Here is a 13,690-nt window from a genome sequence, read left to right on the forward strand (position 1 = left end):
CGGTATTTTCATTTTGGGGAATTTGCTAACAGTATGCACGATGTCATGGGTGGGGACTTGACTCAAAAATGCCGATGAGGCGTGTAAATGCATTTAATAATCCATCTTTTTCGTCCGACACGCGACGTTGGTTAAAAATGTGATGTATTTAACAAATAAGATGTCTGTAAGTAGACTCTGCAGGTCAAGTACACGACTGTGATTGGAGTGGTTTTAGACTACAGGTTGGGCTAAAGGAAAAGATGAAGACAAAGTGGGAAAAGTGCTTTATGGTTCAATTGTCGACTCGCGAGTCGATTCGAGATACTTGACCTAACCAAAATCACGCATGTGGGGAAGCACGCGGAGGAAGAAGTTGGTGATCTTGTCTCTTAATATTGGCTTGCGAGTTGTTTAAATAGAAAGCTGTTTCCTCCTGGCACTATGCCAGGACATAGATGTGCGCGGTTTTTCCGTCACGTTTAGGGAACTGACAGGAGAACTCGTGACCAATTTCGCTTCACGCCGTGACTACACGGCCGGAGTTAGTGTGCTAGGGAAAGCTCGCGTTATCGTTGCTTCGGGTGTTATCGCCGCATGCATCGGAAGTATCACACCTGCATATGCCGAGCCGGTAAACCCTTCTGACGCTGAGATTGCCGATGCTAATGGGGCAGTTGGGCAAGCAGAGGGCAAAGTCTCTGGCTTGGCAGCTTCATTGTCTACCTCCGATAGTCAGATCGCTAGCCTAGAAATGGAAATGGGGGGCCTGCGAGAGGCTGTAAATAAAGCGCTTGTGGACTACCATGACGCCCAAAGCTCTGCCCAGCAGGCACGCGATGGTGTTTCTACCGCACGGTCACGCCTTGACGACACTCAATCCGAGATTATTAATGCTCAAAAAGTGTTAGATGAGATCTCTCGGAGTGCCTATCGTAAAGGATCTGCTCCTAGCGGTGTTGCAGGGGTTGCGGGGAAAACCACATCCGAGGACGCCCTTGATCGACAGACATACCTACGCACTAATGCGGAAAAACAGCGCGAGGCCGTCGATAAGCTTGATCGTCTCCGTACCGAGCAGGCAAATGAAGAATCTCGGTTGCGTGAAGCCCGGAATCTAGCAGAGCAACGCGAAAAGGCTGCCGAAAGTGCTAAAGCAACAGCTCAGCAAGCTATCGACGATTCCAGTGCAAAACTTGAAGATAATATACGCAAGCGTGCTGAGCTTGTCGCTCACCGAGATGAAGCCCAACGGGAGCTTGATGCTGCTCGAGGCACTGTTTCAAACCTAAACAACCAGCGCAACGAGTATAAGGAATACAAAGAAGCAGAAGCCGCCCGCAAAAAGGCGGAAGAAGAAGCTGCTGCAGCCGAGAAGGCACGGCAGGAAGCTGAAGCTGCACAGAGGGCGAAAGAGGAGGCTGCTCGAATCGCCGCCGAAGCCGCAGCAAAAGCTGCCAGGGAGGCTGCGGAAGAGAAATCTCGCAAAGAGGCTGAGGCGCGGGCTGCCCAGGCTGCCGCTGAGGCTGCTGCAGCGAGACGGGAAGCAGAACAGCGAGCTGCTGCGCAGGAGCGCGCACAACAAACTCGCCGAGATGCAAACACTGCTTCCGCAACAGCGGCTGAGGCTCTTATCCAGGCGGCCATGCCGGATCATGCTTCCCTCAATAACTCTCGGACAGGCAATGGCCTTAATACAGTGCAATCGCCACAGGCAGTGGAAGCTGCTAATGGGGACTCCGTACTTCGGGATCTCGACGTTGTACAGCCAGAGACTTTAGATACGCTCAGTAAAAAAGCGACCGCAGCCGCTGGGAATGCTAGTCGCTCTGCAAAAATCGAGACTGTTATATCCCGGGCCCGAGCCTATATTGGAACCCCGTATGCTTGGGGCGGCGGTAATGCAAGTGGCCCTACATTGGGTATCCGTGATGGCGGTGTAGCTGACTCGTATGGTGACTATAATAAGGTTGGCTTCGACTGCTCTGGTCTTACGCTTTATGCTTTCGCGGGTGTAGGCATTGCGCTTCCGCATTATTCTGGCTACCAGTACCAAAAAGGCACAAAGATCAGCCCTTCTGAAATACAACGAGGCGACTTGATTTTCTATGGTCCCAATGCGGAAAATCACGTTGCGATTTATCTAGGCGATGGAACAATGCTAGAAGCCCCACAGTCTGGCTCTACGGTGAAGGTTTCTCCTGTACGATGGTCCGGAATGAGCCCTTATGCAGTGCGTTTGATCTAGAAGAACGTGTGGCAGTTTTAAGCGCCTCAGAATGCAAAATTGAGAAATCAATCTTTGCTTCTGGGGTTGACTTATTTTGACGTTCGGTAGTTCTTCTTTCTTAATTTCTCCTGTGATCTAGAACAATGTTAGGCTTTTGCGCATGGCCGACTTTGATAGCGTGTACCGATCAAAAACCCTTCATTCATTACCTGCATGGAATTTAGCGGATATTGATGCTGTACTGGTTTTATCTTTTGGAGGGCCAGAAGGGCCTGAACAGGTCTTACCCTTTTTGGAAAATGTCACACGGGGACGCGGCATACCGCGTGAAAGGCTAGAAGAAGTCGCGGTGCACTACCATCATTTTGATGGAGTCAGCCCTCTTAACCAGCTTAATCGTGAAATAGTTGCAAACGTTGAAGCTGAGCTACAAAACCAGAATTTTCCAATCCCAGTCTATTTTGGTAACAGAAATTGGCATCCGTACGCCAATGATGTCGCGGAAGAAATATCACGAGCGGGCCACCGCAAAGTTATGGTATTTGCAACATCTGCATGGGGAGGTTATTCAGGTTGCCGTCAATATGGGGAAGACCTAGTCAAGCTAAACCAGCATTTAGACTCTGTAGGACTTCCGCAGTTGGATTTTTTAAAAGTCCGACAGTTCTTTGATCACCCCAGTTTTATTAATGAAGAAGTCGAAGTTGTGCAGCAGGCGTTTGAGAGCTTTGGGGTGAGTCCTAAAGAAGGAGAAAAGCAAGGGATACGGCTTGTTTTCACGGCTCATTCCATTCCTTTGATAGCTGATGAGACTTCTGGAATAGACGCTGACGGAAATCTCTATTCACGTCAGGTTGCAGAAGCATCACGGCTTGTTGCAGATCGCCTCGGAGTTCAAAAATATGACGTGGTGTGGCAATCTGCGTCGGGAAATGGAAAAATTCCTTGGCTTGATCCAGATATTGTAGACCACATTATTGATCTCCATTCCCAGGGAGTATGCAAAGTAGTTGTGTCCGCCATTGGCTTCATCTCGGATCATATGGAAGTAGTCTGGGACCTAGATAATGAGCTACAAGTGGAGGCAGAAAAACGCGGGATGAAGGTAGTAAGAGCAAAGACTGTTGGCCACACCAGCACATTTGCGTCAATGGTCGTTCAGCTTTTTCATGAGACTCTCAACCCAAAAACAGCTCAACATCTTGGAACGGTTCCCTCGCGAGGCTGTTCCATCAACGGAGCAGCCTGCGAGCCACAGTGCTGTCAGCCTGCTAAACGTCCCCATTCGTAAATCGCGTAGCTAACAGCTGCCATCCGGGCTTCTCTTATGTGCTTGCTCAAACTTAACAGCTGTTGATCAAAGGAATGGTCTCCTAGCGTATCAATTACGGCCTCCATAATTGCTGTCACTTTGTCTGCGCGTGCAATGAGTTTTGCGGCTCTAGGAGCGATGGAGTCAGGAAGTCCCGGGGTTTCATAAAAATCGTTGAGCATCCCTACGGTGAGGCGCGGGGAAGCTAGTTCCGCATTGCCAATACCGCTCGCTTGAATCAGGGTAGCAGCGGTTCTAGTCGCCTGTGCCAGTGAAAGATCAGCATCCCCTGGGGCTAAGTATGAAGCTGCAGGGAGAGGATCGGAAACTATAAAAGACTCCCACACGGTAAAATCACGGTTCTCTTTCCACTGCGGAACCAAAATATGAGTTTCAGCGGACAAACCTGCGCTGATGACAATCGCGCCACCAGCTCGTTGTGCGTGCGCCGTTGCCTCATGGTGTGCAGGTAATCCAACAGGAGTACCAGGGCCATCAAGAACGATTCGGAGTAGCGGTTCCCCGGAGAAAGCTTGCCTTGTTGGTTTGGTGATTGTCCTCAGAGCCTGAGCTAGTTCAAAGAAGCCGATTTCTCCGTCTCTTAGCCTGTGCGGTCCCTCCAAGTCGTTGAGCGCTTGTTCGGTATGGTCATAGGACTCGTAACCATAGAGCCATGCTGCAATCCATAGTGCTGTATTTTGCAGCGGTGAATAGACATGTGTACGGATGTTCATAACTGAAGCGAGTTTAGTGAATACTCTAGATCTATGAGCTTTATCGACCCTTATTCCGGGAATATTCTTAACGGGCATTCTCGCCAGAAACCACCTTCTTTTCCTCAGATTCCGGCGGAGCCAGGTCTTGTGGTGGAAGTAATGGCTGACGGTTTTGTAGGAGCCGTAGTTAATTTTGAACGAACATATGATGGCGATTTTATTAGACTTGAAGACCGATACGGGGTCGAGCGTATCTTTAAAATGCGCGAAGGCGCATTCATGATAGATGGACAAAGAGTTTCTTTGACTCGTTACGTGCCTAAAGCGCCCCAACAAAGATCTAATTCCGGCTCAAGGCGAGTAAAAAACCTAGAAGCCAAAGTAGCTGCCCCCTCAAGAATCTGGGTTGAAGGTATTCATGATGCGGCGATTGTGGAGAAAATCTGGGGTCATGATCTCCGCGTAGAAGGAGTAGTCGTTGAATACCTTGAGGGGCTTGATAACCTTCCAGAGCGTTTGGATGATTTTCAGCCGCAGCACGGACGTAGAGTTGGTGTTCTAGCAGATCACCTAGTCACGGGTTCTAAAGAAATGAGGTTGACTGCTTCTGTCGGCCCCCATGTCTTGGTTACAGGGCATCCTTTTATAGATATCTGGGCTGCGGTGAAACCTGACCGCCTTGGGCTTCGCGCATGGCCGGAGGTTCCTTACGGTGAAGACTGGAAAACAGGAGTGTGTCGCCGCGTGGGGTGGAGTGACCCCAAAGAGGGGTGGAACCGCGTTTATAACGCAGTGACTTCTTTTCGCGACGTTGATTCTTCGCTCATTGGTGCAGTCGAAAGACTCGTTGACTTTGTGACCACTCCAGAACTAAGCAAAGAGGATCTTGCATAATTCTTAAATCTTTCAACCGGTTGAGTGATGTTTTCAGTATGATGGCGGTGTGGCAGCTTTGATATGGTTAATCGCAGGTATCTCACTTATTGGCTTAGAACTGCTTGCTGGTGAATTAACCTTTCTTATGCTCGGTCTTGGGGCTTTAGCTGCAGCCGCGGTGGGGCTCACGGATGCACCCCTTTGGGCGGAAGCAGCTACTTTTGCGGTCACATCCATCGCATTTCTTTTTATTCTTAAACCAACTCTTAAAAAGAAGCTTTATAACCCAGTTGCGTTGGACACATCTGTTCGTGCACTTATTGGTTCTACCGCTGAGGTTATTGAGCCGATAACGGAAAATGGCGGGCAAATTCGCTTCGACGGATCCATATGGTCTGCGCGAAGTCTGGACCCGGGACACCATTTTTCTCCGGGGCAATCGGTCTCAGTAATAGAAATTGACGGTGCGACAGCAGTCGTCTGGAAGGAAGTCTAGGTGTCTTTTATTTTTTTAGCGGTGGTGGTGGTCTTTGTGGCCCTACTCATCGCAAAATCAATCGTCATTATTCCTCAAGGTGAGGCAGCTGTCATCGAGCGCCTTGGGCGTTACACAAAAACGATTTCTGGAGGAGTGAGTCTTCTTGTTCCTTTCATTGATCGTGTTCGGGCAAAAGTAGATACGAGAGAAAGAGTTGTTTCCTTCCCACCTCAAGCAGTAATCACACAAGATAATTTGACTGTTGCTATTGATACCGTAGTGACATTCCAAATTAATGACGCTGCTCGTGCTATCTACGGGGTAGACAACTACATAGTCGGTGTTGAACAGATATCCGTAGCTACGCTTCGCGACGTAGTAGGCGGTATGACGTTGGAAGAAACTTTAACCTCGCGCGAAGTTATTAATCGGAGGCTGCGCGGCGAACTGGATGCGGCTACGACCAAATGGGGCCTGCGTATTAGTCGAGTCGAACTCAAGGCGATTGATCCACCGCCATCGATTCAGCAGTCGATGGAAATGCAGATGAAAGCTGACCGGGAAAAACGCGCAATGATTCTGACTGCAGAGGGGCGTCGTGAATCGGATATTCGCACTGCAGAAGGTGAGAAGCAAGCTAAAATTCTTGCTGCAGAAGGCGAAAAACATGCGGCAATTCTGGCAGCTGAAGCTGAACGTGAAGCAACTATTTTGAGAGCCGAAGGAGACAGAGCAGCAAGGTATTTAGAGGCTCAGGGTGAGGCTCGAGCAATCCAGAAGGTTAACGCGGCAATTAAGTCAGCTCGAGTAACCCCCGAGGTTTTGGCTTACCAGTACCTGGAGAAGCTACCTAAACTTGCTGAGGGAAATGCATCGACAATGTGGATGATCCCGAGCCAGTTTGGGGATTCCCTTGAACAGTTTGCTAAAGCACTAGCCAAAAAAGACGATGACGGAGTCTTCCGATATGAAAGCAGCGAGGTAGATCAACGGAGCCTTGACGTTGCAGAGGAAGACGACCATGAGGATTGGTTTAAAGCTTCATCGAATCCGGAGATCGAGGCAGCGGTAGCGGCGGCTAAAGCAGTGGCGAATAAACCTGTGGATGAGCCCACAGGCGTTATGAGCTCTTCTTCAAAAGAAAAAGCACGTAACCAGCCTGCAATTGAACCGGGAATGGCTAGACAAACTGATGATTTATTGTTAGAAAATCCAGAAACTCTCGCATAGATACAAAGGAAAATAAGCCGTTGTCTTCAAAAAAATGAAGGCAGCGGCTTTCCGCGTTAAAATCAGATGCTTCTATAATTCTTCTCGATTTGCTCGTTTAAGAATCTGTATGGCTAGTCGGTACCCTGCGAGTTCTGCCTGCCAGCCAGCTGCTTGTAGCCGCTGGCTCATTGCTTGTTTAGAGATTCCTAACTCTACTGCGGCTTCGTTCTGGTTAAACCCCGACCGCATGAGGCTTGTTGCTTCTCTTCCTTCAGGTGTTCGGCGTGAGAGTACATAGTTGAGTAGAGAAAAAGCAGATTGAATAGAATCTGCCCAGTTTTTATCGTGTTTCACCTTTGCTTTGATAGTGCCGCCGCGTGCTCGGTCGCCTAACGCTGCGGCGGCTAGGAAGAGAGCATCGTCTCGCGTTGCAGTGGGGGAATCAAGCACGCCTATTCCTATAGCCCAGTCGCCTCCAGCGATAAGCGCCATGATTGTGTCACACGCAGCTTCAGCTGTCGTGATAACAGATGCTATGTCTTCTACTCCAACAACCGTAAACTCATCCACGCCTTTGAGCGTGCTCAACGCTCGTGCGGACTGTTGAACAAACTGAGCGCGCCGGCGCTCTCGTCCACGATATCGCGCATGGATAGCGAACAAGATACTTCCTTATGAACTCTAAAAATAAATTAATACTAAGAAGAGAATGAACTTCCCCTACAAACTATATGGATATGAGCATAGCTTACTACCGAGGCGTCTTAACGGGCATACGAGCATCAATGAGCAGCCCTAAAATGCCCAAAAATGCAAGTGCAACCGAGAAAAGAAGAATTTTTACGTCGGTACCGTGCAAGATAGAGTCGCCCAAAATAACGACCACAATGGTGCCAGGGGCAGAACCGATGAGCGTAGCTAGAGCGAATCCGAGAGGCGGGACAGAGGTAAGCGCAGCCACATAATTCATGATGGAAAAAGGGACGCCCGCGATCATGCGTAATGAGGCTACGGCCAACCATCCGCGATGTCGCAGGCGGCTATTGATTCCCGAGACTGCTGGATGGGTCAGCCTTGGTTCCATCCATTCACCCAATAACGTACGGATGATAAGCAAGGAAATGACCGCCGAGATTGTTGTACATGTGAGGGCGATAACAATACCTTTAATGGATCCAAAAAGAACCCCGGCAGACAAAGTTAGAAGAGTGCGTGGAATCGGAAATTGGGTGATTCCGATATAGAGAAAAGCGAACAAAATCACAAAGGCACTTCCGGCATTATCAGCCCAGGACCTTAATGTTTCTATGCTAGGGATATCTACCAGGATCGTAGTAAGAATAAAAAGTATTCCTAGTGCGAAAACGCTGATTTTTTTAGCCACGCTCCAAGACCTAATAGTGTTTAATCCATCACGAAAAACACCCCACGCAAAGTTAAAAAAACTGTTCACAAAACTTTACTTTAATGCCCGATTGCACCCATTCGGGAAAAACCACACAGAAAAGAATTGATGAGGACTACACTTAGAGCTTATTGTGAGGCATTAGATGATTTAGGTGATCTGGTGCCCAGCGCCACGACATATCAGCTCAAGACACAAACGGAGCTTAGGGCTTTCTTCTTATAAGCGGAGAGGGTCTCAAGCCCATAAATGTGAGGGGAGTGGGTTCTACTCGTGACTGACACACGATTCGCCCAAACCGAAGAATTCGAAGCCCAGCAGCAAGCTTGGTACAAGGCTGTTGCCAAGGTTTTTGCCCGAGTACGTAAGCAAGACGTCTCCGATATCCCGCTTGATATCTGGCGCAAGCTAATTCGTACAACCTATGACGGAATTAATGTTAATCCGCTATATAACCGCGTTGATGAACTCGCTGAAGTGGCCCTTCCTGGCGTCTTCCCGTTCACTCGCGGTGCGTGCGGAGCAGGCACTGAAGAAGGCGTTGGCTGGGGAGTGACCGAGTCCTTCGGCCCTTCTGCTTCGAACGAACAGCTTTTATCAGCTCTAGATAACGGTACAACTGACATCGTTATCTACGGCGCTGATAACGTCGAAAAGCTATTGAAGGGAGTGCTCTTCCAATACGCCCCGGTACGGCTTAACTCTGGTGAATCCACTGCTAGCGTGGCGGAGGAACTCTACAAGCTTATTGACGCTCAGGATGCGGACCCTAAGTTGATTGAGCTAGGAGCTTCTCCGCTTTCTTCTTGGGTGGATGGATCCGCCTCCGTTGATCTGTCTACTGCGGTGTCTTTGGCAGTTGACGCAACAAAACACAAAAATACTCGCGCCATCCTGGTCGATGCTGTTTCTTTCTCTAACCAGAGCGCTACGGATGCGCAAGAAATTGGTTTGACTCTTGCTGCTGGCGCTCAGTATCTCAGAGAGCTTACTGCAGCAGGCCTCAGCATTCCTGACGCACTTGACCAGTTGTCCTTCCGATATGCAGTTACTGATGATCAATTTGCTCAGATCTCCAAGCTGCGTGCAGCGCGTACTTTGTGGGCACGGGTTGCAGAAATCGTAGGCGCAGCAGATCATGGCAGCGCTCCGTTACACGCTTTGACTGCGCCAGTCATGTTCTCTCAACGTGACCCATGGGTCAATATGCTGCGTTCAACAGTTGCGGCTTTTGCCGGTGGTGTTGGCGGAGCTCATGATGTTGAGGTTCTGTGCTTTGACTGGGCAATTCCAGGTGGACTTCCCAAAATTTCCCGTCCATTCGCACACCGAATCGCGCGTAACACCAACCTGCTTCTTCTCGAAGAGTCGCACCTGGGTCATGTGATCGATCCCGCTGGCGGCAGCTACTACGTGGAGAAACTTACCTCGGAGATTGCGGAGAAAGCATGGAAAGTCTTCACAGAGATTGAAGCTCAAGGTGGTTTCACAGCAGCCTTCGAATCCGGTGCAATTACATCCATGTTGGATGAATCTCACGAGAAAATCCGCAACGACATCGCTCACCGTACTAAGAAGGTCACTGCAATTAACGAGTTCCCCAATCTTGCAGAGGCGCCTCTTCCTGCAGATCTACGTGTGGAGCCTACTCACGTGCGTCGTTGGGGAGCCCAGTTTGAGGCATTGCGCAACCGTTCGGATGCATTCATGGAAGTTCATGGGAAGCGTCCAGCGGCAGCGCTTATCCCACTTGGTCCACTAGCCAAACACAACATCCGTACCGGGTTTATCACCAACTTGTTGGGTGCTGGTGGCATCGAGGCGCTTAACCCTGGACAGGTGACGCCAGGGACTCCTGAATTTGAACAAGCGGCCCGTTCGGCTTCTATTGCTGTGATCTGCGGAACAGACGCGGAATATGATGCCTCTGGCGCAGAAGCCTTCGACGCGTTACGAAAAGCAGGCGTTGAGACCATTTTGCTGGCTGGCTCACCAGGACATGATTTCGAGCCGGATGATTACTTGAACCTCAAGATCGACGCAGGCGCTACTTTGACCGATCTGCTCGACAAGTTGGGAGCATAAGCACAATGACCACCATCCCAAATTTCGCTGAATACGCTGCAGCGGCTGAGACAAAAACTGCTGACACCGCTGATTCTTTGCGCGAGCAAATATGGAACACCCCGGAGGGGATCGACGTCCCCCGCGTTTTTAACCGCAACGATCGTGATGATTCAGTTCCAGCTGAGCAGTTGGATTCTTTCCCCGGCATGGTTCCTTTTATGCGTGGTCCTTATCCCACCATGTATACCAATCAGCCATGGACAATCCGTCAGTACGCAGGTTTCTCCACTGCTGCTGAGTCTAATGCCTTTTATCGTCGTAATCTTGCTGCTGGTCAGAAGGGCCTATCGGTTGCCTTTGACCTAGCTACCCACCGTGGTTATGACTCAGATAATGAGCGCGTTGTGGGTGACGTCGGTATGGCAGGCGTAGCCATTGACTCGATTTTGGACATGCGAGAACTATTCGCAGGAATTGATCTCGGAAGTGTCTCAGTATCCATGACTATGAACGGTGCTGTTCTTCCAGTTCTAGCCTTTTATATCGTGGCTGCCGAGGAACAAGGAGTTGCCCCCGAACAACTGGCCGGAACTATTCAGAACGATATCCTGAAAGAGTTCATGGTTCGTAACACCTACATCTATCCGCCGAAGCCATCCATGCGCATCATCTCGAATATCTTCGAGTACACCTCAATGAAGATGCCACGGTTTAACTCGATTTCGATTTCCGGATATCACATTCAAGAAGCAGGAGCTACAGCAGATCTAGAACTTGCTTACACTCTGGCAGACGGAATCGAATACATTCGTGCTGGCAAAGGTGTGGGTCTAGACGTAGACAAGTTTGCTCCCCGTCTTTCCTTCTTCTGGGGTATCTCTATGAACACCTTTATGGAGATCGCAAAGCTACGCGCGGGGCGTCTCCTATGGAGCGAACTAGTTGCCAAGTTCGACCCCAAGAACCCCAAGTCGCAGTCTCTGCGTACTCACTCGCAGACTTCTGGCTGGTCCTTGACTGCACAAGATGTGTACAACAATGTGGCTCGCACAGCGGTGGAAGCCATGGGTGCTACGCAAGGACACACCCAGTCACTGCACACCAACGCCCTTGATGAGGCGCTCGCGCTGCCAACCGACTTCTCTGCACGTATTGCTCGTAATACCCAGCTCCTTTTACAGCAGGAATCGGGAACTACGGCTCCCGTTGACCCATGGGCTGGTTCCTATTACATCGAATGGTTGACGGAACAACTTGCTGAGCGGGCACGTGCTCATATTGAGGAAGTCGAGGCTGCAGGTGGCATGGCGCAAGCGACCATCGAGGGAATTCCGAAGCTTCGTATTGAAGAATCTGCGGCTCGTACCCAGGCACGAATCGACTCTGGACGTCAAGCACTCATCGGTGTGAACAAGTACGTTGTTGAAGAGGACGAACAAATTGAAGTCCTCAAGGTTGATAACACTAAAGTACGTGCTGAGCAGATTGAGAAGCTGGCTAAATTGCGTGCAGAGCGTGACGAGACCGAGGTTAAGCGCACCCTTGAAGCTTTAACAGAAGCTGCCCGTATGGAGACCAAGGAGCCCGGTGATCTAGACCATAACCTCCTTAAGCTCGCAGTCGACTGCGCACGAGCAAAATGCTCGATCGGTGAGATTTCTGATGCATTAGAAGACGTTTTCGGCCGACATGAGGCAGAAATTCGTACGCTATCTGGCGTATACAAGGAAGAGGTCGGAAAGGAAGGCGCCGTGGGGAACGTTGATAAGGCTATCGCTATGGCGGATGCCTTTGAAGCCGAGGAAGGCCGTCGCCCCCGTATCTTCTTAGCCAAGATGGGACAAGACGGACACGATCGTGGTCAGAAAGTCGTTGCTTCCGCTTACGCTGACCTTGGAATGGATGTTGACGTCGGACCGCTCTTCCAGACTCCTGCAGAGGCTGCGCGGGCTGCCGTAGACGCCGACGTGCATGTTGTTGGAGTGTCCTCTCTAGCCGCCGGCCATCTCACACTGGTGCCTGCGTTGAAGAAAGAGCTAGCAAAACTGGGACGTGAAGACATCATGATCGTTGTTGGTGGTGTGATCCCACCAGGCGATTTCCAGGAGCTTTACGACGACGGCGCTGTGGCAATTTATCCACCAGGCACGGTTATCGCAGAAGCAGCGATCGATATGCTGACTAAGCTGGCAGCAAATCTTGGCATCGAGCTTCAGGTCGATGAAGCTTAGTTAAATCATGCCAACCTCGTCACCGGTCGCTCTTTCTGCGACCGGTGATATCGTTTCGACGAGAAGGATTAGCCATGACCATGGATAATGAGTACCTCGAACATCACTTGGGTTCCCTTATGACTACGTCAGGGACAGACCTAGGGAAAGCCACAGCTGTTCCTCCGGAGATAGTTAAACGCGCTCGCCGCCGCATAGACGTAGATGAGCTTTTCGAAGGCGTTCGCAGGTGCGACCGCACCCTCATGTCACGCGCGATTACTCTACTGGAGTCGACAGCCGCGGCGCACCGCGTACTGGCACAAGAATTGCTAGTTAGGTTGCTGCCTTTTAGTGGAAAAGCACTGCGGGTAGGAATCACTGGTGTTCCTGGAGTCGGGAAATCAACTTTTATTGAGGCTCTTGGAATGCAGTTGATCGCTGAGGGGCATAAAGTCGCGGTATTAGCTATTGATCCCTCTTCAACTAAAACACGGGGATCTATTCTCGGCGACAAGACTCGAATGGCTAAGCTAGCTCGCGAAGATAACGCGTTTATCCGCCCGTCTCCATCAGCGGGAACGCTTGGCGGCGTGGCTAAAGCTACTCGAGAGTCCATGGTTGTTTTTGAGGCTGCCGGCTATGACGTAATCCTCGTGGAGACTGTGGGCGTGGGGCAGTCAGAGGTAGCGGTTTCTCAAATGGTGGATTGTTTTACATTCTTAGCGCTTGCTGGTGCTGGAGATCAGCTCCAAGGAATTAAAAAAGGCGTCTTGGAAATGGCTGATCTCGTTGCAATCAATAAAGCCGATGGTCCCAATCTTAAAAACGCCAAGCGTGCAGCGAGGGAACTGGGTGCTGCAATGCGGATGGTTCGTCAAGAAAACGACTTGTGGCACCCTCCAACGATGACGGTATCTGCTGTAGAAAATGAAGGGGTCGCAGAATTCTGGAACCACGTCCAAGAACATCATAAAGTGATGTTAGATTCTGGAACTTTCGAACACACACGTAGGGAACAACAGGTCCAATGGATGTGGTCGATGGTGCATGAGACGCTGCTTCAGAGATTGAACTCAGATCCTGAGGTCGTTTCTGTCCGCAAACTCGTAGAAACTCAGCTAAGACAAGCCCAAATAACCCCGACCCTCGGCGCAGAAAAAATTCTTCGGGCTTTTGACCATGGAGACGGGCCCTAGCACGCT

At 50.2% G+C, this 13,690-nt stretch carries 11 protein-coding genes; 8 read left to right on the forward strand and 3 right to left on the reverse strand.

What is annotated here, in order from left to right:
- The first annotated feature begins 484 nt into the window (after window positions 1–484).
- Together CpATCC19410_RS07795 and CpATCC19410_RS07800 are read left to right on the forward strand one after the other, a co-directional pair.
- Window positions 485–2,227, forward strand: coding sequence for a DIP1281 family NlpC/P60 protein (locus tag CpATCC19410_RS07795; protein ID WP_014522412.1), 1,743 nt, complete (start codon window positions 485–487; stop codon window positions 2,225–2,227).
- Window positions 2,228–2,369: 142 nt separating this feature from the next.
- Window positions 2,370–3,500 (forward strand): ferrochelatase, encoded by a 1,131-nt coding sequence (locus tag CpATCC19410_RS07800; protein WP_013241933.1) that lies wholly within the window; start codon window positions 2,370–2,372, stop codon window positions 3,498–3,500.
- Here CpATCC19410_RS07800 and CpATCC19410_RS07805 read toward each other — a convergent pair.
- Window positions 3,473–4,255 carry an Rv1486c family protein gene (locus tag CpATCC19410_RS07805; protein ID WP_014367072.1) on the reverse strand — a complete coding sequence of 261 codons (783 nt, stop codon included), beginning with the start codon at window positions 4,253–4,255 and terminating at the stop codon, window positions 3,473–3,475. The genes CpATCC19410_RS07800 and CpATCC19410_RS07805 overlap by 28 nt on opposite strands.
- Before the next feature lie 33 nt (window positions 4,256–4,288).
- Between CpATCC19410_RS07805 and CpATCC19410_RS07810 the strand changes: the two genes are divergently transcribed.
- The 3 genes from CpATCC19410_RS07810 to CpATCC19410_RS07820 are packed head-to-tail and all read left to right on the forward strand — an operon-like array spanning window position 4,289 to window position 6,821.
- Complete coding sequence (locus CpATCC19410_RS07810; protein ID WP_013241931.1) at window positions 4,289–5,131, forward strand: DUF3097 domain-containing protein; 843 nt, start codon at window positions 4,289–4,291, stop codon at window positions 5,129–5,131.
- A 49-nt stretch (window positions 5,132–5,180) separates the two neighbouring features.
- Window positions 5,181–5,609, forward strand: a complete 429-nt coding sequence (locus CpATCC19410_RS07815) for an NfeD family protein (protein ID WP_013241930.1) — start codon at window positions 5,181–5,183, stop codon at window positions 5,607–5,609.
- On the forward strand, window positions 5,610–6,821 hold the full coding sequence (locus CpATCC19410_RS07820) for an SPFH domain-containing protein (protein WP_014401184.1): 1,212 nt from the start codon (window positions 5,610–5,612) through the stop codon (window positions 6,819–6,821).
- Window positions 6,822–6,893: 72 nt separating this feature from the next.
- Here CpATCC19410_RS07820 and CpATCC19410_RS07825 read toward each other — a convergent pair whose 3' ends face one another.
- Together CpATCC19410_RS07825 and CpATCC19410_RS07830 are read right to left on the reverse strand one after the other, a co-directional pair.
- Complete coding sequence (locus CpATCC19410_RS07825; RefSeq protein ID WP_013241928.1) at window positions 6,894–7,466, reverse strand: hypothetical protein; 573 nt, start codon at window positions 7,464–7,466, stop codon at window positions 6,894–6,896.
- 88 nt (window positions 7,467–7,554) lie between these two features.
- The gene (locus CpATCC19410_RS07830; protein ID WP_014300702.1) at window positions 7,555–8,256 is read right to left on the reverse strand and encodes a TVP38/TMEM64 family protein; all 702 of its coding nucleotides are present in this window, start codon (window positions 8,254–8,256) and stop codon (window positions 7,555–7,557) included.
- 225 nt (window positions 8,257–8,481) lie between these two features.
- On the opposite strand from CpATCC19410_RS07830, the gene CpATCC19410_RS07835 reads away from it, so the two are divergent.
- From CpATCC19410_RS07835 to meaB, 3 genes are all read left to right on the forward strand, one after another.
- On the forward strand, window positions 8,482–10,293 hold the full coding sequence (locus tag CpATCC19410_RS07835; protein WP_013241926.1) for a methylmalonyl-CoA mutase family protein: 1,812 nt from the start codon (window positions 8,482–8,484) through the stop codon (window positions 10,291–10,293).
- A 5-nt stretch (window positions 10,294–10,298) separates the two neighbouring features.
- The gene (scpA, locus tag CpATCC19410_RS07840; RefSeq protein WP_014522207.1) at window positions 10,299–12,506 is read left to right on the forward strand and encodes a methylmalonyl-CoA mutase; all 2,208 of its coding nucleotides are present in this window, start codon (window positions 10,299–10,301) and stop codon (window positions 12,504–12,506) included.
- 74 nt (window positions 12,507–12,580) lie between these two features.
- A complete protein-coding gene (gene meaB / locus CpATCC19410_RS07845; RefSeq protein WP_013241924.1) occupies window positions 12,581–13,684 on the forward strand; it encodes a methylmalonyl Co-A mutase-associated GTPase MeaB in 1,104 nt (367 codons plus the stop codon).
- Window positions 13,685–13,690: the final 6 nt, after the last annotated feature.

It is taken from the genome of Corynebacterium pseudotuberculosis, from assembly GCF_002155265.1.
GTDB classification, from domain to species: Bacteria; Actinomycetota; Actinomycetes; order Mycobacteriales; family Mycobacteriaceae; genus Corynebacterium; species Corynebacterium pseudotuberculosis.

Excerpts from the sequence above, each read along its gene's own strand:
- CpATCC19410_RS07800 (WP_013241933.1), top strand. The coding sequence starts at position 2,370 with ATGGCCGACTTTGATAGCGTGTACCGATCAAAAACCCTTCATTCATTA.
- CpATCC19410_RS07810 (WP_013241931.1), top strand. The coding sequence starts at position 4,289 with ATGAGCTTTATCGACCCTTATTCCGGGAATATTCTTAACGGGCATTCT.
- CpATCC19410_RS07805 (WP_014367072.1), bottom strand. The coding sequence starts at position 4,255 with ATGAACATCCGTACACATGTCTATTCACCGCTGCAAAATACAGCACTA.
- meaB (WP_013241924.1), top strand. The coding sequence starts at position 12,581 with ATGACCATGGATAATGAGTACCTCGAACATCACTTGGGTTCCCTTATG.
- scpA (WP_014522207.1), top strand. The coding sequence starts at position 10,299 with ATGACCACCATCCCAAATTTCGCTGAATACGCTGCAGCGGCTGAGACA.